General features: G+C 45.7%; 21 protein-coding genes and 1 other RNA gene. 6 read left to right on the forward strand and 16 right to left on the reverse strand.

From position 1 onward, the window contains the following. Positions 1-33 precede the first annotated feature (33 nt). The 6 genes from rnpB to AYW76_RS00215 all read right to left on the reverse strand — a co-directional run bounded on the left by rnpB (position 34) and on the right by AYW76_RS00215 (position 6691). Positions 34-387, reverse strand: an RNA gene (rnpB, locus tag AYW76_RS00190) — RNase P RNA component class A. Between the two features lie 56 nt (positions 388-443). Beyond that, positions 444-1775 carry a HAMP domain-containing sensor histidine kinase gene (locus tag AYW76_RS00195; RefSeq protein WP_067036941.1) on the reverse strand — a complete coding sequence of 444 codons (1332 nt, stop codon included), beginning with the start codon at positions 1773-1775 and terminating at the stop codon, positions 444-446. 26 nt (positions 1776-1801) lie between these two features. Beyond that, positions 1802-2497, reverse strand: coding sequence for a response regulator transcription factor (locus tag AYW76_RS00200; protein ID WP_067036939.1), 696 nt, complete (start codon positions 2495-2497; stop codon positions 1802-1804). Between the two features lie 179 nt (positions 2498-2676). Next, positions 2677-4194: a fumarate hydratase gene (locus AYW76_RS00205; RefSeq protein ID WP_067214438.1), complete on the reverse strand. Its 1518-nt coding sequence runs from the start codon at positions 4192-4194 to the stop codon at positions 2677-2679. Positions 4195-4384: 190 nt separating this feature from the next. Next, the gene (locus AYW76_RS00210) at positions 4385-6175 is read right to left on the reverse strand and encodes a DUF2786 domain-containing protein (RefSeq protein WP_067214440.1); all 1791 of its coding nucleotides are present in this window, start codon (positions 6173-6175) and stop codon (positions 4385-4387) included. 102 nt (positions 6176-6277) lie between these two features. Continuing rightward, positions 6278-6691, reverse strand: a complete 414-nt coding sequence (locus AYW76_RS00215) for an HIT domain-containing protein (RefSeq protein ID WP_067036934.1) — start codon at positions 6689-6691, stop codon at positions 6278-6280. A gap of 85 nt (positions 6692-6776) precedes the next feature. On the opposite strand from AYW76_RS00215, the gene AYW76_RS00220 reads away from it, so the two are divergent. The 5 genes from AYW76_RS00220 (at position 6777) to AYW76_RS00240 (ending at position 10951) form a co-directional block, all read left to right on the forward strand. Further along, positions 6777-7646: an SMP-30/gluconolactonase/LRE family protein gene (locus tag AYW76_RS00220; RefSeq protein ID WP_067214441.1), complete on the forward strand. Its 870-nt coding sequence runs from the start codon at positions 6777-6779 to the stop codon at positions 7644-7646. Positions 7647-7679: 33 nt separating this feature from the next. Continuing rightward, complete coding sequence (locus tag AYW76_RS00225) at positions 7680-9407, forward strand: proline--tRNA ligase (RefSeq protein ID WP_067214443.1); 1728 nt, start codon at positions 7680-7682, stop codon at positions 9405-9407. Positions 9408-9522: 115 nt separating this feature from the next. Next, positions 9523-9870, forward strand: a complete 348-nt coding sequence (arsC, locus tag AYW76_RS00230) for an arsenate reductase (glutaredoxin) (protein WP_067036928.1) — start codon at positions 9523-9525, stop codon at positions 9868-9870. Continuing rightward, positions 9867-10466 carry an NAD(P)H:quinone oxidoreductase gene (wrbA, locus tag AYW76_RS00235; RefSeq protein WP_067036926.1) on the forward strand — a complete coding sequence of 200 codons (600 nt, stop codon included), beginning with the start codon at positions 9867-9869 and terminating at the stop codon, positions 10464-10466. The genes arsC and wrbA overlap by 4 nt, the downstream gene beginning before the upstream one ends. Before the next feature lie 80 nt (positions 10467-10546). After that, positions 10547-10951: a DUF2069 domain-containing protein gene (locus AYW76_RS00240; RefSeq protein ID WP_067036924.1), complete on the forward strand. Its 405-nt coding sequence runs from the start codon at positions 10547-10549 to the stop codon at positions 10949-10951. Positions 10952-10961: 10 nt separating this feature from the next. Here AYW76_RS00240 and yegD read toward each other — a convergent pair whose 3' ends face one another. Further along, positions 10962-12323 (reverse strand): molecular chaperone, encoded by a 1362-nt coding sequence (gene yegD / locus AYW76_RS00245; RefSeq protein ID WP_067214445.1) that lies wholly within the window; start codon positions 12321-12323, stop codon positions 10962-10964. 185 nt (positions 12324-12508) lie between these two features. Between yegD and AYW76_RS00250 the strand changes: the two genes are divergently transcribed. After that, on the forward strand, positions 12509-13504 hold the full coding sequence (locus AYW76_RS00250; protein WP_067214447.1) for a GGDEF domain-containing protein: 996 nt from the start codon (positions 12509-12511) through the stop codon (positions 13502-13504). A 105-nt stretch (positions 13505-13609) separates the two neighbouring features. Here AYW76_RS00250 and AYW76_RS00255 read toward each other — a convergent pair whose 3' ends face one another. From AYW76_RS00255 to mutL, 9 genes are all read right to left on the reverse strand, one after another. Beyond that, positions 13610-14908 (reverse strand): adenylosuccinate synthase, encoded by a 1299-nt coding sequence (locus AYW76_RS00255; RefSeq protein WP_067215122.1) that lies wholly within the window; start codon positions 14906-14908, stop codon positions 13610-13612. Positions 14909-14946: 38 nt separating this feature from the next. After that, entirely contained in the window at positions 14947-16122 is a 1176-nt protein-coding gene (locus AYW76_RS00260) for an ATP phosphoribosyltransferase regulatory subunit (RefSeq protein WP_067214449.1), read from the reverse strand. Between the two features lie 14 nt (positions 16123-16136). Further along, the gene (locus AYW76_RS00265) at positions 16137-16334 is read right to left on the reverse strand and encodes a DUF2065 domain-containing protein (protein WP_067036918.1); all 198 of its coding nucleotides are present in this window, start codon (positions 16332-16334) and stop codon (positions 16137-16139) included. Positions 16335-16453: 119 nt separating this feature from the next. Continuing rightward, a complete protein-coding gene (gene hflC, locus AYW76_RS00270; RefSeq protein ID WP_067036916.1) occupies positions 16454-17320 on the reverse strand; it encodes a protease modulator HflC in 867 nt (288 codons plus the stop codon). After that, positions 17320-18567: an FtsH protease activity modulator HflK gene (gene hflK, locus AYW76_RS00275; protein WP_067214451.1), complete on the reverse strand. Its 1248-nt coding sequence runs from the start codon at positions 18565-18567 to the stop codon at positions 17320-17322. The genes hflC and hflK overlap by 1 nt, the downstream gene beginning before the upstream one ends. A 37-nt stretch (positions 18568-18604) precedes the next feature. After that, on the reverse strand, positions 18605-19894 hold the full coding sequence (gene hflX / locus AYW76_RS00280; protein WP_067214453.1) for a ribosome rescue GTPase HflX: 1290 nt from the start codon (positions 19892-19894) through the stop codon (positions 18605-18607). 36 nt (positions 19895-19930) lie between these two features. Then, entirely contained in the window at positions 19931-20176 is a 246-nt protein-coding gene (hfq, locus tag AYW76_RS00285) for an RNA chaperone Hfq (RefSeq protein ID WP_067036910.1), read from the reverse strand. Between the two features lie 88 nt (positions 20177-20264). Continuing rightward, the gene (miaA, locus tag AYW76_RS00290; protein WP_067214455.1) at positions 20265-21197 is read right to left on the reverse strand and encodes a tRNA (adenosine(37)-N6)-dimethylallyltransferase MiaA; all 933 of its coding nucleotides are present in this window, start codon (positions 21195-21197) and stop codon (positions 20265-20267) included. A 3-nt stretch (positions 21198-21200) separates the two neighbouring features. Continuing rightward, positions 21201-23174, reverse strand: a complete 1974-nt coding sequence (gene mutL / locus AYW76_RS00295; protein WP_067214456.1) for a DNA mismatch repair endonuclease MutL — start codon at positions 23172-23174, stop codon at positions 21201-21203. Positions 23175-23194 lie beyond the last annotated feature (20 nt).

Genomic DNA, 23194 nt, shown 5'->3' on the forward strand with positions numbered 1-23194 from the left:
AAACTGAGGATTGAGATCAATCTGGAAGGAAAATGTGCAAGTTGGCCGATAAGCCGGGTTCTGTCGTGGACAGTCATTCATCTAATACGTACATCACTGCACGTCTTTAGCAACCTACCCGAACTCAGTGCGGGTCACACCAATGAGTTCCTATTTGGTCTTGCTTCAAGTGGGGTTTACCTTGCCACGAACTGTTACCAGTCGCGCGGTGCGCTCTTACCGCACCATTTCAACCTTACCGGCAGCAAGCTGCTTAGGCGGTTTATTTTCTGCTGCACTTTCCGTAGGCTCACGCCCCCCAGGCGTTACCTGGCACTTTACCCTGCGAAGCCCGGACTTTCCTCCCCTCTAGCACAAGGCTAAAGCGGCGACTGTCTGGCCAACTTGCGGTGCGAAATACTACAGGGTAAAGCGACAGATGCAAGAAAAATCGTATAAATCGTTTATTTGCCCGTTAACGGCAAGCAGAAACTGACCTCTAAACCACCCTCAGGGCGATTAAAAGCTTGAATTTCGCCATTATGCGCCTGAACAATTCGTTTCGCGATGGTTAGCCCAACACCGAAACCGCCGCTGTTTGACTCACGCGCCGACGATGAACGAAAAAACGCATGAAAAATCTTTTCCAGCATTTCATCTGCTACACCCGGTCCATTATCTTTAATAGAAATGACCGCTCGCTTATCCACTTCCTTAGAACAGACTTCGACCTTACAACCTTCTCCAGAATAGAAGCACGCGTTTCGCAGTACATTTTCAACTGCATGGCGTAATTGCACAGAGTCACCATGTAAAGTTTTAGGTAAGTCACCCGTCTTTTCGATGGTTATACCCCGCAACTGAGACTCAAACTGTACATCGGCTACAATATCACCTAACCACACCTGCACGTCAATCTCACCTTTTTGCATGGAAGCGGCCTCAAGGCGCGAAAGTGTCAACACCTGACCAATAAGCTCATCTAACTCATGCAACTCATTACGAATACGGTCGAGATAACTTTGCTGCGTAGGCATACCATGCTTGTCTTCCGCAATGGTTAATGCCACTTCAATTCGAGCTAAAGGCGTACGTAGCTCATGAGACACATCACGTAACAAACGCTCTTTAGAGCTTAACAGTGTCTCGATGCGCCCTGCCATTTCATTAAACTCACGCGCCAGATTACCAATAGCATCGTTACGCTTAACCAAACGATCGTCGACACGCGCCGTCATATCACCTTGGCCAAATGAACGCGTGATTCTTTGAAGCTTTAACAAAGGCCCCATCAACCAATATGCTAAGATTCCACTGGAGACGAACAGCCCGAGCAAGGACAATAGCGCAATAGCCCACGGACTAATGGCATCATTATTATCCTGTGGTCGAAATACCAGAAGGTATTGAACATTACTGGCGCCAATTACCTGAATAAACTGACTACGGCGCGCATCAGCAGACGCCTTTTGATCCTCCTTCGACTCCGTATCACTGTCAATGGAAGATTGTTCGCGAAAATTACGTGGCAACGGACGCAATAAAGGGCGCCCATTTTCTTGATAAATAAAAATACTGCCCTGTAATTGCTGCTCATATTGCCGTGCCTGCTCTTGAAGTGCGCTCGTACCACTCTTCTCATAAGTGGATACCAAGCTTACACCAATATCACCTAACACATCAGCCGACACTTGGTCACGGTCTTCAACAAAATCGACCACCCCCAAACCAATTGCAACGACAATCATGTTAGAAAACAGTACAACTAAAAAGACTCGTAAAAATGTATTTTTCATACAATCAGGCAACCAGCATCAGTCGGCTAGCCTTCTTCTCCATCCACAAAGATGTATCCAACACCACGAACCGTTTTAATTCGTGGCTCGCCATTTTCGAAGCTACCAACTTTTTTGCGCAAGTTACTTATGTGCATATCTAGGCTGCGATCATACATGGTCAACTTACGACCCAGCGCTTTTTCAGATAGATCCTGCTTGGTTAACACTTGCCCAGGCACCATCATCATACATTCTAGTAGCGAATACTCAGAAGTAGTCAACTCGATCGCTTCGTCATTTAGATAAACCGTACGGTCACGGCGTCTTAATAACACGTCAGACAAAGATAAATCAGACATCGGGTCGTCTTCTCTTTCCTGAGAAGAGCGGCGCAAAATAGCCTTAATTCGAGCCAACAGCTCACGAGGATTGAAAGGCTTAGACAAATAATCATCAGCCCCCATCTCCAACCCTAGAATACGGTCGATATCGTCCCCTTTCGCTGTCAACATAATGACTGGGATCGCACACTTATTTCGGATCTGCTTAAGCGTTTCAAAACCATCAAGAACTGGCATCATTACATCTAAAATAACAATATCAGGGCGATCTTGTTCCATATAATCCAATGCTTCCTGCCCATTCCATGCATGAGTAACCTCATACCCTTCACCATCGAAGTACTCTTTAACCAAATCCGATAGACGAGCATCGTCGTCTGCTAAAAGCATCTTAACCATAATCGGCCCTTAAAATGTAAAGTTATTTGACTATTAGATAATATGGTAGTAGACGAACAATTAAACCCCTCTTTTCAAAGAATTGACAATGTTTGCAATTGAGCTGACGTATTGGTCTAAAAAAACACCCCACTGACATTCGTCAGCGAGGTGTTATCGTAACAAACGCTAAATAAGCACTATTTCACTTCAAGCACTTGCGCTTCAATTTTAGCCTTCCATTCAGCAGGACCCGTTAAATGAACAGACGTACCTGCCGAATCAACCGCTACGGTTACCGGCATATCCACCACATCAAACTCGTAAATGGCTTCCATGCCCATTTCCGGAAATGCAACCACTTCTGCTTTCTTGATCGCTTTTGATACTAAGTACGCCGCGCCACCAACAGCCATCAGGTAAACGGCACCGAACTCTTTAATAGCTTCAATCGCGGCTGGGCCACGCTCGGCCTTACCAATCATGCCTAAAAGCCCCGTCTTCTCAAGCATTGTATGGGTAAATTTATCCATACGTGTAGACGTTGTTGGGCCGGCAGGACCAACCGCCTCATCACGAATCGGATCCACTGGACCAACGTAATAGATAAAGCGGCCTTTAAGGTCCACAGGCAACTCTTCGCCGTTGGCCATCATTTCAACCATCTTTTTATGCGCCGCATCACGACCCGTCAGCATTTTGCCATTTAGAAGCACAGTTTCACCCGGCTTCCAGTCTTTCACCATTTCAGGTGTCACTTCATCAAGGTTTACGCGACGAACACTGTCGCCCACTTCCCAAGTGATATCAGGCCAATCATCTAAAGAAGGCGGCACAAGGTCCGCAGGACCAGAGCCATCCAGAACAAAGTGCGCATGACGCGTGGCGGCACAGTTTGGAATCATGGCAACAGGCAATGACGCAGCATGGGTTGGATAATCCATAATTTTCACATCAAGAACGGTTGTCAAACCACCTAGACCTTGCGCACCAATACCAAGGTTATTCACGGCCTCAAAGATTTCAAGACGAAGCTCTTCAACACGATTTTGTGGCCCACGCGCTTTCAGTTCATGAATATCAATAGGCTCCATTAGAGATTCTTTTGCCATAACCATGGCTTTCTCTGCCGTGCCACCAATACCAATACCCAACATACCTGGCGGACACCAGCCAGCGCCCATAGTTGGAACCGTTTTCTTAACCCACTCAACAATCGAGTCCGATGGGTTAAGCATTGCGAGTTTAGATTTGTTCTCAGAACCGCCGCCTTTTGCTGCCACATGCACTTCAACCGTATCACCTGGGACAATTTCCATATGAATCACAGCCGGCGTGTTGTCTTTGGTATTTTTACGAGCACCAGCAGGATCATCAAGAATCGAAGCACGTAAAACGTTGTCTGGATGAAGGTAAGCACGACGCACACCTTCATTAATCATGTCAGTGACGCTCATAGAGCTTTCCCACTGAACATTCATACCTACCTTAACGAATACAGTAACAATGCCCGTATCTTGACAAATTGGACGCTTACCTTCTGCACACATACGTGAGTTGATAAGAATCTGAGCCATGGAATCTTTTGCCGCTTGGCTTTCTTCACGCTCATAAGCTTCATGAACAGCGTTTACAAAATCTAAGGGATGGTAATAAGAAATAAACTGAAGAGAATCTGCGACACTGTCGATCAGATCGTCCTGTTTAATAATGCTCATGCGCCTCTCCTGCTGAGTACTTATACTTTTATGGGGAAGCAGAATGTTAAAAGAAGCGCCTTGGCTTTAAAAGACAAAACCAAAATTTTCAGTAAATATACTGCACATTCATAATATCAATGCACATTAAGCGTACAAAATAGCCCCACTTGACTGACAACCAATGGGGCTTGTTTTGATAAAAAGCATTTTAGGCTTTTTGCGAAGACTTTGGGTGCTGCACAGAATGCTGCACATATTCCTCAAGAATCGAAGAGGTAAACTGCTCGCGCTCAGATAAAGAGTGAATTTGTTCAGCCTCCCAGTTAATAAGACAAATGAAGACGGAATACTTATTAATGCAGGCATAATCTAAATCACGCACACTAATTTGGTGATCTTCCATCAACTTTAGCACTTGCACCATGACTTTTTGACTTTCAAAGTGCCCAACACCTTCAATACCTTTAAGCAAACGCTCTACCCGCTCGACAGGATTTTCAGATGGCTTAGATGGCTTCTCTTGACGGCTCATGACTAAAAACTTGTCCAGCATTTCCTCTGTATACAACTCTCGCTGATGAACATCTGAAACCTGCGCACTTTCTCGTTCTAGTAAGCGAATGAATAAACTTTTATTACGAATATCTGAAAACTCTAGATCACGTAGGCTTAACCCACTTTCAGACATGATAGAGATAACAGTCTCGTAAGACGCCTTGGCTTGCTCATCGCCACGCGCTGCTAACGCCAAATGGCGGCGTAGCTCATGCATAATTTTAGCGGCCCGATAATCTTCTTTTAACTGCAAGTGTTGAGTGTACTGGTCTTTGCGGTGAGAGAGACGATCTGATAATTCCTGAAAACCTTGTTGCGCGTCTTGCTCAGCACGCATCGAATCCATGCGCATCTGTGAACGTTTAGATTCCCACACTTCATAAGCCCGCGCCCGAGCCTGAAAAGCACGCTCCATCGCCTCTTCAAAACTTTGCTCTATACGTGCACGCTCTGAGCGCTCTCGCTGCTCTTCTTGCTCCACTGTCACTCTTTCGCTACGTTTTTCTTTCAGTGACTCTTGCGCTAAAGACAACTGCCCCTCAAGACCGTCAATTTCAACCAGCATATCAGACTCATCAAAATCCATAAGCAAACCATGTACTTTGGCCCAATATGAATCTTCTTCAAAAGGCACATCTGGATTACTTGAGGAATACTGATTACGCAGTGTTTCTTTGAACTGCTCGCCACTTGGTCTAAACGCACTCGCAGCATTTATCACATTATCATGAGAGTAAACGCGCTCATCGTTAGACTGACCTGCAGCTTCGTCTGCAACATGCGTTTCATTGTGAACAGTTTGAGAGTCCATTTTTTCCGTTTCGCTCGCCACATTATCGATAATTTCTTGTTTCTCAGAATCCATCATATTCGATTCAAAGGCTGTGCAATTCATTGAATCAGTTTGGTTAAATGACTTATCTTCTTGTGAAACAAAGCCTTCATCACTATCAAAAGACTCATTTTCAAGATCATCTATATCAGCTTGGTCAAAAGGATCTTGAAGTTCGTCTACAGGAGCCTCAGAACAACACTCTTGCTGCTGATCATCCTGTGAAGAAGACACCTTGGTCTCCATAAATGACTCAGAAGAATCATTGAAATTAAGACCTTCTTCAAAATCATCTAATATCGTGCGAGCGTTTGCATAGGTTCTATTAGGGTCGGCAGGCCTTTCACTAAAACGGCGCTGCGCATGGGACTCAGTAACGACAGGGCGTGATACCTTGGCGTGTCGAGGCACACCATTCCAGCTCACCTTAAATAGCATATTTCGATCGCAAAGTTGGTACATCGGAATGTCACCTTGTACAAGCCCATTTTGCAAAATAATCGATTCAGCATGACGCAACGCCATCGACGATTCACTTGAGTTTGTAGAGGTTGCTAGGTTAAGTAACTTTATAACTTTACCAATGGCTTTTTTTTTGCGTCTTAGACTCATTCTGATGCCACCCTTTCTATCAACTGTTCCTATTTGCATCCGTGTATTACTTTAGAGAACCAATAACATATACCTAAAGCAAGTTGGCTACTATTTGTACTTTTATACAAGCTCATCTGCAAGCAGACCTGTTACTTTTTGCAATATCTCGGCCAACTCTGTCTCAGTATAGGGTTCACTGGAGATATTCCCCCATACCGGCTCTGGCCAACACTCATCTTGCTCATAACGAGCAACATGATGAAGGTGAAGCTGCCTTACCTTGTTACCAATGGCGGCAACATTTAGCTTATCTGGTATAAATATGTCTTGTATCGTTTCCGCCACAAGGCAACTTTCTGCCATCAATTGCAAACGATCACTTTCATCAAGATGGTGAATCTCTTCTACCTCTTCTCGCATAGGGACAAGAATAAACCAAGGCGCTTTTCGGTTATTAATAAGGCGTAACTGACTCAGCGGAAAATTCCCAACCCATACCGAATCTTTTTCTAAAACCGCGTCTAATTCAAACATGTATCTGACTTCCTATTTACTTTGTGGCCTTACATAAGCACTATAGCATTCTATTTTTAATTCTACCCTACGACTTGGAGTTCCCATGATGGATATGCGTTGTGTCTTGGACGCACAAGCCAAACTCGCAGAGTGCCCTCGCTGGGATGAAAAAACTCAGACCCTTTACTTTGTTGACATCGATTCCTTCGAATTACACGCCTACAATACCGTTTCTGGTGATCATTCAGTTCGTCAATTCGACGAGGAAATCGGTTGTTTCTCATTAGCAGAAAACGGCGGCTTTATTGCGGCCTTTCGCTCGGGCGTCTACACTTTTTCTGATTTTAACAGTCCCCTGACACTATACTGGCAGGCGGATTACGATCAAAAAACAACACGGTTTAATGATGGTCGCTGCGATCCCGCAGGTCGTTTCCTAGCCGGTACAATGTACTCACCGAAAGACGCTTTTCTAGGTGGGCTGTACCAATTTGAGCAGGGCCAACAATCTCTTCTCGATCAAGCAGCTTGGACATCTAACGGCTTAGCTTTTTCGCCTGACCAAAAAACCATGTATTACTCTGATACGCCGAATCATATCGTGTACCAGTTCGACTACGACGTTTCAACAGGCCAAGCGTCTAATAAGCGTACGTTTATTGAATTCCCTAGAGGAAATGGCCGACCTGATGGCGCTGCAGTTGACCGCGAAGGCAACTACTGGTCAGCGCTGTATCAAGGTCAACGTGTGGTCAAAATTAGCCCAACAGGAGACATTCTTGCCGAGTACCCTTTGCCTGCCACATACCCCACCATGGTGGCATTTGGCGGCAAAGACATGAACACTCTGTTTGTTACCACCTGTCGTGCTGCACAAACTGACGCCGAGCTTGAGCAATTCCCTCAAGCTGGCGGCATCTTTGCCTTAGATGTTGAAAACAAAGGCCAAATTGAATTCCGCTTTGCGGGTTAAGTTAATAACTTATTTATTGAAAGACGACAAATTATGCGCGCAAGCAACTATCTTTTTTCTACATTACGAGACGCACCATCAGATGCTGTCGTAGCAAGCCATCAACTGATGATTCGTGCTGGCATGATTCGCCAAGTATCGAAAGGCCTGTACACATGGCTGCCTACTGGTGTCAAAGTGCTTAAAAAAGTAGAAGCCATCGTTCGTGAAGAAATGCAAAAGGCTGGCGCCCTAGAAGTAATCATGCCGGGCGTTCAACCAGCTGAGCTTTGGGAAGAAACAGGCCGTTGGCAGAAATACGGTCCAGAACTGCTTCGATTAAAAGACCGCCATGATCGCGACTACTGCCTTGGCCCAACACATGAAGAAGTCATCACAGACATCACACGTAACGAATTAAGCAGCTACAAGCAACTGCCTCTAAATGTGTTCCAAATTCAAACAAAATTTCGTGACGAGGTTCGTCCGCGCTTCGGTGTGATGCGCTCACGCGAATTCTTGATGAAAGATGCCTACTCTTTCCATGCGTCAACAGAATCGCTGCAACAAACCTACGACATCATGCACGATGCCTACTGCAAAGTGTTTAACCGTATCGGTTTAGACTACCGTCCAGTACTAGCGGACACAGGCTCTATTGGTGGCGCGTACTCACATGAATTCCATGTATTGGCCGATTCAGGCGAAGATGATATTGCTTTCAGCGACTCATCAGATTTTGCTGCCAACGTTGAGCTTGCTGAAGCTGTTTGCCTAAAAGAAGCCGCGGATGCACCAACAGAAGAATTGAAAGAAATTTACACACCTAACTGCAAAACCATTGCAGCCGTAGCAAAACTGTTAGACCTTCCTGTTGAGAAAACCATCAAAACCATGTTGATCAAAGGCCTCGATGAGGCTGGGGAGCCAAGCATTATTGCTTTGGTACTTCGTGGTGACCACTCAATCAATGAAATTAAAGTTGAAAAAATTCAAGGTGCGGTCACACCGTTTGAATTTGCCTCTGAATCTGACATCGTTGCCAAAATTGGTTGCCAGCCGGGTTCGATTGGCCCACAAGGCCTTAAAGCGGCAGGCATTCGTGTCGTCGTTGATCGCTCAGCAGCGGTTCTTTCTGATTTCTGTGCCGGTGCCAACAAAGATGACTATCACGTCGTTGGTCTTAACTGGGCACGTGACTGTGACGAGTTTGACGTTGCAGACATTCGTAATGTGGTTGAAGGCGACCCATCTCCAGATGGCCACGGCACAATTGTTATTAAACGCGGCATCGAAGTCGGCCATATATTCCAATTAGGTCAGACTTATTCAGAATCAATGAAAGCAACCGTGCTAGATGAAAACGGCAAAGCACAAGTCATGCACATGGGCTGTTACGGCATAGGCGTCTCTCGTGTAGTAGCGGCAGCGATTGAGCAGAACTTTGACGACAAAGGCATAAAGTGGCCACAATCGATAGCCCCTTACACGGTCGCTATCATTGGCATGAACTACGAAAAATCTGAAGCAGTTCGCGAAGAATGTGAAGCGCTTTACTCTGAGCTTCAAGCCAAAGGCATTGATGTGTTTCTTGATGATCGCAAAGAACGCCCTGGTGTTAAATTTTCTGACTGTGAACTGATCGGCATTCCTCATCGCATTGTTGTTGGCGATCGCGGCCTAAAAGAAGGCACACTTGAATACAAGAGTCGCGCTACTGGTGAAGGTGAAGACATTGCCAAAGCAAACGCAATCGAGTTCTTAATGACGAAACTAGCGTAACAAAATCAAAAGCAGGATGAGGAATCCTCATTCTGCTTTTTACGCTCTGCGTGTCTTCGCTTACATCGTTGCACGCCATACTGACCACTTACTCAACTACTTATTGAGGCCACGTATGACCACCATTTACCATAATCCACGCTGCTCAAAGTCACGCGAAACACTTGCTCTATTAGAGCAAAAAGGCATTACTCCCGACGTCATTCTATACCTCCAAACACCCCCTTCCGCAGATACTATTACTGCACTCTTAAGCCATCTTCAGATGAACTCTGCACGTGACCTAATGCGCACAAAAGAAGATATCTACAAAGAGCTCAACCTCAAAGAAGAACATAATGAAGAGGCGCTGATTGCTGCAATGGTCAATAATCCAAAGCTAATTGAACGCCCTATTGTTGTTCACAATGAGCAAGCTAAAATAGGCCGCCCACCAGAATCGGTACTAGAGCTATTCGCATGAGCACAGCCAATATTCTTGTTGTTTATTTCTCGCGTCATGGTTCCGTTGCCGCCATGGCTAAGCATATTGCACGTGGCGCACAACGTGTGCCGGGGGTCGATGTTAACGTTCGCCAGCTAGCTGAAGCATCGTTTAATCATGAGCAAACCAGCGCAAACCTGCCGGATGACGGCTACCCATATTGTGAATTAGATGACATTGCCAACTGTGATGGCTTAGCGATTGGCTCTCCATCCTACTTTGGCAGCATGGCAGCCCCTGTGAAACTAATGCTCGATCAGACCAGCCCCATTTGGATGAGTGGCCAGCTCGCGGATAAGCCCGCATGTGGCTTCGCCAGTGCTAGCACCATGCATGGCGGCCACGAAATGACAATCCAGTCGATGATGATCCCTTTACTCCATCACGGCATGATTTGGGCAGGCCTGCCCTACAAGAACAAAGCATTAATTGCCACTGCAACAGGCGGCACACCCTATGGTGTCACTCACTTTGCCCCGCATACTCAGTACACTGGCATGAGTGATGACGAAATCGCATTGTGCGAAGCTCAAGGGCAACGCCTAGCCGAATTAGCGATTCGGCTGAAGAAATAGTCAATCACGCGACTTACATCAATGATGAGTGAACTATTAGCGATTATTATAGTTCACTTATTACATTGAACGAGCTCACCATGGCCAAGCGTTTCTCAATTACCCAGCAAGAAAAAAAACACTACAAAACACTCTGCAAACATTATCAACCCGTTTTGATTCTTAACCATCTAGGCTTAATTGCGGTTATCTCATGGTGGCATTTAGTACTTTCTGAGATCCCCTTACAACACCCTTTAATATTACTGAGTGCCGTGTTATTACCATTGCTGTTGTCGTTGTGGGGGAGCATTAATGGTAGTTATAAAGGTGCGATTGGCGTGTGTTTTATTAGCTTATTCTATTTCACATCAGGCGTGACACATTGGTTTCACCCAACATTATGGCCCATCGGAATGAGCGAGGCCTTATTAGGTGGAGGACTATTTTGCTTGGGGCTTTTGTACGCACGATGGAAAGGACTAAGTGAGTTACCCACCACCTAGTCCTAGTTGGTTAGCGATAGATTCGATCAGCCCAAACCGTAAGACCACTGGCAACACTGCCGAAGTGGTCGCCATCTAACAACGGAATATCACCAATTTCTTCGCGGATCGCCGCTTGAATCACGGGCGATTTTGCCGAACCTCCCGTCATATAAATCACATCTGGTCGCTCTCCTGCTTGAGCAATCGCATCTTTCATTAAAGCAATCATTTTTTCGACAGGATGCACTATCGCCTCGGCCAACTGCTCTCTTTGCAGATTCAAGATTAAATCCGATTCGATATAACTTAGGTCAATTTGCATTTGGATGGCTTCTGATAAGCGAATCTTTGCTTCTTCTGCATCCTTCACGATGTGAAAATTATGCTTATGCTCACGCATGAATTTGAAGCGATCCAGTAGCACAGGCTTAGCCATATCTAAACGCAACTGTTCTATTTGCTGCTTTGTTTCTAAACTGTTAAAGGTTGCTTGAGCCGTCACATCATTGGTCGTTACAGCGTTCCAGTATATTTGTGTCGGCATTGGCAAACCGGTCTTAAGATCCGCCCCCATACCAAATAACGGCATAATCTGACGCCCTGCCAACTGAATATCAAGATCATTACCACCTACGCGCTCACCGGTATACGCTAGAAAGTCGCCTGCGCGATCTAACTTATCACGATAGTCAGGCCCCATACGCACCATCGCACAGTCACTGGTACCACCACCAATATCGACAACTAAAACGGTTTGATCTTGCTCAAGGTGACGCTCAAAGTCCAACCCAGCCGCAATCGGCTCATATTGAAATTCCACACTTTCAAAACCCGCTCGTTGAGCCGCGACCGTTAGAATCTCTAGCGCCTGCTGATTACTCTCTTCCGCATTAAGACCTTGGAAGTTCACCGGACGACCGATAACAGTGTGCTTAAGCGCTTGCTGTAAACTCTGCTCGGCGCGCTTTTTGACATTCATCATCATAACGGTAACCACATCCTCAAAAAATTGAATGTGTTCAGCACGCAGACCAGAGCCCCCTAAGAAAGATTTCGGCGACTTAACAAAATAGCCTTCATCTGGAAATTGATAGTATTCAGCGAATGCTTCACGACCATAAAACAAGACTTGATCGTCAGCTTCGTAATCTTCTTCAATCCGAAAACGGCGAGCACGAGATAGAATTCCCTTGCGACTTTCAATAAAAGCCGTACGCCATGTGTCGCTCAAGCCTTTCGCTACGGCCTCAGTAATAAAGTCTCGACTTAATGCATACACAGTCGAAGGTAAATACAGATTACTGCCTTCTAGTGCCGCCAGCTTTGGCCCATTGCTATCAAGAATACCCAACGCACAATTAGACGTACCGTAGTCAAATCCGCAATACACTCCAACAACCTCACTCAAGCAAATAAATTTGGGCCGCGGACTTTATCACAATATGAGCAGAATCATAAGACACTTTTCTTGCTTGAATTAGGCCTGTAACCCCTTAATTAATAGGTTTATAATCATTCTCAGTCACAGTTAACGTATATCAAAATAAAAGCAGCATCACCTAGAGGATATTAGGCTTGAGCATTTCCAACAACATCCTTCATCACATTGAAAACTTCACTGCACAACGCGATAAGGAACTGCTTGCTTTTAGTCTACTAAAAAGTATTCGCGATATTTTAAACCCAATTCGGATTTCCATTTTGACTTTAAATGGCCACGATGAGCCAACCATGGAAATTTCACTCAGCAATGGGGAATCTTGCGAATATCGATACCAAGACATCAAGGTATCAGACAGTACACGTGCATCCCTGGATTATATTAATACGTGGCACTTAGATGAACTCATGAAGGCTCATGACGATCAATACACGTCGTTTCACGTATTACAACAAAGCCGCCAACTAAACCAATATCTTATTATCACGCTGGATAACAAACCTAGCCGGTCTGAAAGCTACATTATTAAGGGCATGCTCAGTATTTACAGTAACTTCAGTTCATTATTAGCCGATGCCCAAACTGACGAGTTGACGGGCTTAATGAACCGAAAAACATTCGAAGAATCCATTATAAAACTGTATCAGGGCAGTGCGTTTTCCGAACTTACTGATAGCCACACCAACTGGATTGCCATTATCGATCTAGATCACTTCAAGGCCATCAACGATAAGGCTGGGCATTTGTATGGTGATGAAGTCTTGATCCATGTGTCTAGAGTTTTACGCCAAATATTCCGTCAAGATGACATGCTATTTCGTTTTGGCGGAGAAGAGTTCGTTGTACTGATGCGCAACCTAACCAGACAGCAATGTGCGGATTTAGTCGATCAATTTAGAACAAGCGTCCAAGAAATTGTGATGCATGACCTAGAACCCATTACAATCAGTGCTGGCATCTGTGAATTTCTTAATGATACCTTCCATATCACTTTAATGGACCATGCTGATCAAGCACTCTATTACAGCAAGCAAAATGGTCGGAATCGAATAACCTTCTACGATGAAATTGTTGAGGCAGGCCTAGCGAAACAAAACAACGTTACTCACGGCGACATCGATTTTTTCTAAATCCGTACTTAAAAAAAGCGCTTAACCTTTTACCCTAGATCACAAATACAAAAAAGCCGAGGCAGTATGACTGCCTCGGCTTTTTTAATCTTTAATAGGCGAGCATTACGATTTAAATGGGTCGCGTACAACGATTGTTTCATTACGGTCAGGACCTGTAGAAATAATATCTACTGGCACACCAATCTTCTCTTCGATGAACTTAATGTAAGCCTGTGCATTTGCAGGAAGTGCGTCAAAGCTTGGCGCACCAACCGTTGACTCGGTCCAACCAGGAAGCTCTTCGTATACCGGAATCGCTTTGTAGTAGCTTTCACTGTCTACTAATGAACCTGATACAGCATTACCATCAGCATCTTGATAGCCAACACATACTTGAATCGTTTCAAAACCATCCAGTACATCAAGCTTCGTTAGACAGATACCTGAGATAGAGTTGATCTGAACAGCATGACGAAGAACCATTGCATCAAACCAACCACAACGACGCTGACGACCTGTTGTAGCACCGAACTCGTGACCACGCTCACCTAAACGCTGACCGTTTTCACAATTTAGCTCGGTCGGGAAAGGACCCTCACCAACACGCGTAGTGTACGCTTTGGTAATGCCTAGCACGTAATCTAAGTACAAAGGACCGAAGCCCGTACCAGATGGAGCACCACCTGCTGTGGTATTTGAAGACGTTACGTATGGGTAAGTACCATGGTCAACATCTAGCAAAGAGCCTTGAGCACCTTCGAACATGATGTTCGCACCGGCTTTACGCAAGTCGTGCAACAAGCTAATCGTATCGGTAACCATTGGACGCAAGAATTCAGCCATTTTCAGACCTTCTTCATACACTTCGTCAAAAGATACAGGCTCGACTTTGTAGAAGTTTTCCAACATAAAGTTATAGAAAGCCAAAACTTCTTTCAGTTTCTCTGCAAAACGCTCTTTATCAAGAATATCAGCCACACGAATAGCACGACGAGCGACTTTGTCTTCATAAGCAGGCCCGATACCACGGCCTGTTGTACCAATTTTCTTGTCGCCTTTCGCTACTTCACGCGCCTGGTCCATAGCAATATGGTATGGCAGGATCAAAGGACAAGCAGGGCTAATCTTAAGGCGCTCAACAGCAGGTACGCCCTGCTCTTGTAGTTCTTCAACTTCTTTTAATAACGCGGCAGGAGACAACACCACACCATTGCCGATGATACATTGAACACCATCGCGAAGGATGCCAGATGGGATCAAATGCAAGACTGTCTTCTTACCATCGATTACCAATGTGTGACCAGCATTATGGCCACCTTGAAAACGTACAACCGCAGCGACGTCTTCTGTTAGTAGGTCTACAACCTTACCTTTACCTTCGTCACCCCATTGAGTGCCCAGAATAACAACGTTCTTACCCATTTTTGTGGTCTCGCTTAAGATTTCTAAACCGAAATTCATTATTTAACTGAAACTAGTTCCCAGTCGTCGCCTTGTGCCACTAACTGGAAATCAAAATCTGATGTATTGCTATCTTGATCAAGCTGCTGAATAACGCGGTAGCCTTCCGCACGCAGTGTTTTGATCTTTTGCCAAAGCGACTCATTGTGCTCAGATGGCGCAAGAACGCTCGAGCGCTCAGTCACAACCACTTCTGCCAAAGCAACCAACGTTTTTACGTCAGTACTAAAACCGGTTGCTGGACGCGAACGACCAAACACTTCCCCGATAAAGTTGTAGCGCCCGCCACGAGCCACGGCATTACCATGTCCTGGAACATACGCAGCAAAAACAAGACCGGTATGGTAGCTGTATGACTCCATATCTGATAAGTCAAAATGAAGGCCAACTGCACCAAATCGAGCGGAGACAACGTTCGCGACAGCACGAATTTGCGCTAACGCATTTGAAACCGAATCGCTCACACCTGATAACACGGCTTCAGCACGATCCAGTGCATCAACACCACCACATAATCGAGGCAATTCAGCCAACCATACTTTCGCTTTGGCATCGATATCGGTCACGGCAAGAAACGCTTCAAGTTCAGGTAGCCCTTTAGCTTTGTAGAAAGCAGCTAATTTAGTTTCTTGCTCTTTTGTCAGGCCTGATGCTGCCATGACTCCGCGGACAACATCAATATGACCAACGTCTAATACCAGTTTCGTTAAGCCAGCTTGAGTCAAGGTATCCAGCATAAGAGACAGAATCTCTAAATCACTTTCAATACCACTGTGGCCATATAACTCAGCACCTAATTGAATAGGACTTCGCGTTCCATCAAGACCTGCCGGAGTCGTACGCAATACGCTGCCGCAATAGCTTAGACGCTCAACACCGTCATTTTTTAGACAATGAGCATCAATACGAGCCACTTGCGATGTAAAGTCAGCACGAATACCCATTAATCGACCAGATAACTGATCAATGACTTTAAAGGTTTCGATCTCTAGATCCGAGCCAGCACCGATTAACAAAGAATCTAGGTACTCGATTAGAGGGGGGATGACCAATTGATAACCCCAACTTTCGTGGAGATTAAGCAGTGTTCTTCTAAGGTGTTCAATCTTAGCCGCCTGTTTAGGCAAGGCCTCGTCAACACCATCTGGTAGCAACCAGCGATCTGCTAGTGTCATTAAACTGTATCCTCTTAGCTTCGGGTCAGTAATAGGAGCGTTAATCCAAGAAACATACTCACCGCCCCAAGCACCCGCAAGTTTTTATCTGAACTTGCGATCGCTCTTACCATTATTTCACGCCACAAATTTGGCTTCAAAAATGGTAAAACCCCTTCGGCAATCAGTAACAAGCTGAAACCAACTAGAAGCGAATGCAACAATTCCTGCATAGACTCTCTATATTTTGACCATTAAAAAACCGGGCTTTACCCGGTTTCGCAGATTCTATCATGATTTTATGGCTGACTTACAGGCATAAGAGCCTGCAAGTCAGCCAAAAATCAGTTCTTTATTTCGTTTCTTTAAAGTACTTAAAGAAATCGCTTTCAGGATCCAAAATGAACACATCACCGCTGTTTTCGAAACTTGCGCGGTAAGCTTGTAGACTACGGTAGAAATCGTAGAATTCAGGATCTTGCTGGTAAGCTTCAGCGTAAACAGAAGCTGCTTGTGCATCACCGTCACCACGAATCATTTCCGCATCACGTTGCGCTTCTGCTTCAAGCACTACTCGCTGACGATCTGCATCGGCACGAATACCTTCCGCAAGCTCTAGGCCTTTAGAACGGTGCTCACGAGCCTCACGCTCACGCTCAGTACGCATACGCTGGTAAACAGACTCACTTACATCTGGCGGCAGATCAATTCGCTTCACACGAATATCAACAATCGTAATACCCAACTCACTTTGAGCAACACCATCAATACGATCACGCAGCTCAGTCATCAGCTCTTCACGCTCGCCCGACACCACTTCATGCATCGTACGTTCACCAAACTGGTTACGTAGACCGGTATCAACACGAGAAGACAGCACTCGATTCGCGACAAACTCATCACCAGACGTCGCCTGATAGAAACGCGCTACATCGGCAATCTTCCATTTAACGTAGGAATCAACAATAACCGCTTTTTTCTCAAGCGTTAGATAACGCTGAGGACGTGAATCCATCGTCAAAATACGCGCATCGAATTTCTTCACATCGTTCATAATTGGCAATTTGAAGTGAATACCCGGCTGAACATCCGCCTGAACAATTTCACCAAACTTAAGAACCACCGCACGCTCAGTTTCCTTAACCACGTAAAGAGTCTGAGAAGCAACTAAAACCGCTGCCAATACGATAAATAAAATCGCAAAAGATAGGTTTTTCATTAGTTTCTCCCCTCACGCACCGGACTTGAACTTTGACGATTACGGATCTCAGCAATCACCTGATCGGTTAGTGAGCTGATAGAAGATGAATCGTTTCTAGCTGCATCAGACGATGACGCACGCTGCTTCATAATCTGATCCAGCGGCAAGTACATCATGTTGTTACCATTTTTCGAGTCAACAACAACCTTGTTTGCCCCTTTGTAAATCGTTTCAATCGTCTCTAGGTATAGACGCTGACGAGTAACTTCTGGCGCTTTTGCATACTCTTGGTATAGACGATCAAAACGATCCGCCTGACCTTGTGCACGCGCAACGATCTCAGAACGATAAGCTTCAGCTTCTTCGCGAATACGCTGAGCCCGACCACGCGCTTCCGGAATGATTCCGTTTGCGTATGATTCTGCCTCGTTACGAACACGCTGCTCATCCTCTTTGGCTTTGATTACGTCATCAAACGCCGCCTGAACTTGGTTCGGAGCTTGCGTATTTTCAACGTTTACTTTAGAAATCAACAAACCTGTGCCGTAATTATTAATGTAGGACTGAAGTCGCTCTTTCACTTCTGCCGCTAACACCTCACGACCCTCGGTCAAAATCTGGTCCATTTCAGTGGTACCAACGACGTGACGCAATGAACTCTCAACCGCTTGCGCTAGAGAATCCTCTGGTGCACGAACATTTAGAACGAAGTCACGTGGATTATCGATTGAGTACTGAACGGATACGCCCACCTCAACAATCGCCTCATCCACCGTCAACATCAACGCTTTGTGATCGTGCGAACGAACTTTCGTTACGTTGACACGTGTCACAGAGTCAATCAGTGGTGGATTCCAGTGCAGACCCGGCATAACCGTTTCATGAAATTTACCTAAACGAAGAACAACACCACGCTCTTGCTGGTCAACCTGATAGATGCCTGTTGCCGCCCACAAGGCAAACAAACCAACAACCACAATACCTACCAAGCCGCCACCTAATTTGCCACCCATTCCTGGGCCGCCATTAGATCCTGAGCCGCCATTGCGTTTTTTATTAACGCCCAGCATACCCATTAGCTTATTAAACGCCTCATCAAGGTCTGGTGGTGACTGATCTTTACCACCGTTATTCTGACCTTGACGACCCCAAGGGTCGTTATTTGGCTCTTTATCAGGCTCTTTATCGCGACCCCCATTGCTGTTACGGTTTTTATCCGTGTTCCATGGGTCGTTGTCGTTATTACCCGGTTCATTCCAGGCCATACTACATCTCCACTTTCTTGTAATGATAATCCGGTGATTAGGCTGCCTGAACTTGTTCTTCAGACATACCCACTCTAGCAAGTATTTGTAGAAAATCCTTGCGAGGCAAGCACAATTCAAGCACAGATTGCCCTAATTCGTTGTAAGTTTCGTTTTTAACACCACCCTGCTCAAACAACATCGCCCTAAATCGACCTTGCTCAACAGGAACGATGATGGTTTCTTTAACAACGTCTTCAGATAATAGTTCAGCAATCGCTTGCTCAAGTAAATCAATACCTACCCCATCACGAGCAGACACCCAAACTCGCACAGGGTTCCCGTGCTCATCACGATCAATTCGAGGTTCACCGGTCGGCATCGCATCGATCTTATTAAACACTTTCAGAATTGGTAGCTCATTCGCACCAATTTCTTCTAGAACAATATCGACATCAGCAATATTTTCATCACGGTTAACATCAGCAGCATCCACGACATGCAGTAAAAGGTCAGACTCTGCCGATTCTTTCAATGTCGCTTGGAATGCCTTCACTAATCGGTGCGGCAATTTGCGAATGAAACCTACCGTATCCGCCAACACGATCGTACCCACTTGCTCAAGATCAAGACGTCGCAACGTCGGATCCAATGTCGCAAATAGCTGGTCAGCCGCATAAACATCAGCACCAGTCGCACGGTTAAACAGGGTCGACTTGCCAGCGTTGGTGTAACCTACAAGCGAAACCGTAGGCACATCTGACCGTGAACGAGCACGACGGCTTTGGTCTCGCTGAGAGTTTACTTTAGCAAGACGTTTTTGGATGGACTTAATGCGCTCACGAAGTAATCGACGGTCAGTCTCAAGCTGCGTTTCACCTGGACCGCGCATCCCGATACCACCTTTTTGGCGCTCAAGGTGTGTCCAACCTCGAATCAATCGAGTCGACATATGCTGCAACTGGGCAAGCTCGACTTGCAACTTACCTTCATGCGTACGAGCACGTTGCGCAAAAATATCTAGAATCAAGCCTGTGCGATCAAGCACTCGGCAATTCAAGACACTTTCAAGATTACGTTCTTGTGAGGGGGATAAGGCATGGTCGAAAAGTACCACTTGGGCTTCTTCTCGGATCACAATGTCTTTGATTTCATCCAATTTGCCGGTGCCGACAAAGAACCTAGAATCAGGTCTTTGACGAGATCCTGTTACAACCGCAACAGGATCAGCACCAGCAGAGAGAGCGAGTTCTACGAACTCTTCTGGCCCATGATTATCGTCGGAATCGTGAAAATCGATATGAACCAGGACAGCAATTTCACCACTTTCAGGGCGTTCGAAAAACAAGTTATATAACCTCTGTTTGTTCTAGTAAGAACAAACTTATTCTGTAGCATCTTCCGCCTGATCAGGAGACGGTAGACGAATAGTGCGTGATGGAACAACAGTCGAGATTGCGTGTTTGTATACCATTTGACTAACGGTGTTTTTCAACAAAATCACAAACTGATCAAATGACTCGATTTGTCCTTGAAGCTTAATACCATTCACAAGAAAGATAGATACAGGTACTCTTTCTTTGCGAAGTACGTTTAAGTAAGGGTCTTGTAATGACTGCCCTTTTGACATCGGATTCTCCTTAAGCAAGCAAACTTATAATTAAAATATTGGCAAAACAATACTATAGATAGTACACCAAAACTTTTCTGATTTCCCCTTATATAATCTCGCTTTCCAAGTATTTCAAGGTTTGTCCTAAAAGATCTTTATGTAAGCTATCAAAAATCACTAAATCATCCCAGCCACGTAACCAAGTATGCTGACGTTTTGCTAATTGCCTCGTCGCAACAACACCCTTAAATACAGCCTCATCAAGCGTATCCTCCCCTTCCAAATACTGCCACAACTGACGGTATCCGACACAGCGAACCGATGGCATTTCTATCGTTAAGTCTCCGCGCCGATGCAGCCCTTCAACCTCGGCTAAGAAGCCCTGCTCCATCATAATATGGAAACGCTGCTCTATTCGCTGATGAAGCACTGAGCGCTCTTGTGGCATCACAGCAATATTAACCAACTCAAACGGCAGTTCCTGCGCTTCTTGCTCCGCCCACAACTGAGTCATAGTTTTGCCCGTTAAGCGGTACACCTCTAATGCACGCTGCAAACGTTGCGAGTCGTTGGGATTGATTCTAGCCGCCGCCACTGGGTCAATTTCTTTAAGCTGCTCATGCAAACTCGCCAAACCAAATTTTGCAGCATGCTGATCGAATTCAGCACGAATTGCCGGATCGGCTGATGGCATTGGCGCCAATCCTTTCTGCAACGCATTAAAATACATCATGGTACCACCCACCAAAAGCGGTGTTTTACCCTGCGCCACAATATCTTCCACTTCACGCTGCACATCAGATAAGAAATCAGCCGCAGAATAACTTTCAGTTGGTTCAATAATATCGATTAAACGGTGAGGTGCTTTGGCTAACGTCTCTGCATCCGGCTTAGCAGTACCAATATCCATACCTTTGTATACTAGGGCGGAATCAACACTGATAATGTCATAGCCGTGCTGACTGGCAAGCTCAACAGCAAGCCCTGTTTTACCCGAGGCAGTTGGCCCCATTAAGCAAACGACTTTAGGTTTAGACATGTTTTAGCGGCCCCGTAAAAATAATTTATCTAAATCAGACATGGATAACTGAGTCCAAGTTGGTCGTCCATGGTTACATTGCCCACTGCGCTCAGTAATTTCCATATCACGAAGCAAACTGTTCATTTCAGCAATGGTCAACTTTCGGTTCGCTCGAACAGCACCGTGACAGGACATCGTCGCCATCAATTCATTAGCGCGCGCTTGCAATAAGTCACTGGTTCCGTTGACCATCAAATCACTGATAACATCTCGAACCAAGCCTTCAATATCACCGTCAATTAATATGATCGGCACTTCGCGCACCATGACACTTTCAGGGCCAGAACGCTCGATTTTGAAACCAAACTGCGCAAACACATCATGACTGTCTTCCACTAAATCCGCTTCTGCTTGCGATAGAGACACATTAATAGGCACCAAAAGCGGCTGTGACGCGACACTTTTAGCATAAAATGCTGCTTTCATTCGCTCATAAACAATACGCTCATGTGCCGCATGCATATCAACGATGATCATGCCGGTTTCCGTTTCCGAGAGGATATACACACCATGTATTTGCGCCACCGCGTAACCTAGCGGGGGTGTCATTGCATGACTTGGCATAGGCTCTCGCACTCGTCCTGTGCCCGCAGAGACACTCAAACTGGAATCGTTTGTACTTTTTAAAGGGGGTGTTTGAGTGACAACAGGCGTAATTTCACCTGTTTCAGGGTTAATATGCTCGCCCTCAAACTGACGAGCAAAGTCGTTCATCTTAGACACCGCACTGAGTTGCCCAGTCACTTGACCTGTTGTAGGCACATACTTTGGTGTGTAAGAGTTCGGTGTGTGCCCACTATTTTGACCCGAGCTCATCCAAGAGGCATCTCGAGCCGCCGAAGGGTGCCCTAAGCCTAAATTCGCTTGATCTTTAATTTGTGGTTCTTGCTGCTGGATTGGGTTTTCAGCAGCCCCCTGCATCCCCGACTCTGGCCGAACATCTGCCAATACTTTATGAATACGGCTGAACAAGAAGTCATGCACCAATCGCCCATCACGAAAACGTACTTCATGTTTAGTTGGGTGGACATTTACATCAACCGTACCAGGATCCAACTCAAGATACAGAACAAAGGTAGGATGGCGACCGTTATACAATACATCGCGATAAGCCTGACGCACCGCATGAGCAACCAACTTGTCACGCACAACACGGCCGTTCACAAAGAAATACTGCAAATCTGCCTGCGATCGAGAAAAAGTTGGTAACCCAATCCACCCCCACAAACGCAACCCTGCCGCCTCAACATCAATGGTCAGCGCATTCTCAATGAACTTTTTACCCAACAAGTTTGCTAAGCGATGCTCCGCATGCAGCTGATCTTGGACCGGACGAAGATCATACACTTGCTTACCGTTATGACTTAAGCGAAAACCTACGTCGTAGCGACTGAGCGCCAACCGTTTTACAACTTCTTCTAAATGATTGAATTCTGTTTTCTCTGTTCGCAGAAATTTACGTCGCGCTGGCGTATTAAAAAACAGATCGCGCGCCTCGATCGTCGTACCTTGAGGATGTGACGCAGGTCGAACAGACGTCGCCATATCCTTACCTTCCGCTTCGACACGCCAAGCCTCAGGCTCGCCTTCGGCACAAGATGTTAAGTGTAAACGTGAAACAGAGCTGATACTGGCCAAGGCTTCGCCACGAAACCCAAGCGTTGCAACGGCCTCTAAGTCATCTAGCGTAATGATCTTACTCGTCGCATGGCGACTCAGCGCTAAGGATAAATCGTCTTTAACGATACCGCGGCCATTATCTCGAATCTTAATACCGCGCACGCCACCCTGCTCAACATCAATATCAAGCTGGGTAGCGCCTGCGTCTAAACTATTTTCCAGCAATTCTTTTACAACCGATGCGGGGCGCTCTACCACCTCCCCCGCCGCTATTTGGTTAGCTAAGCGAGGGGACAGCAAATTTATTCTAGTCATGAGACTCCTTGGCCGAGAGG

It is taken from the genome of Marinomonas gallaica (assembly GCF_001639745.1).
Lineage (GTDB): Bacteria > Pseudomonadota > Gammaproteobacteria > Pseudomonadales > Marinomonadaceae > Marinomonas > Marinomonas gallaica.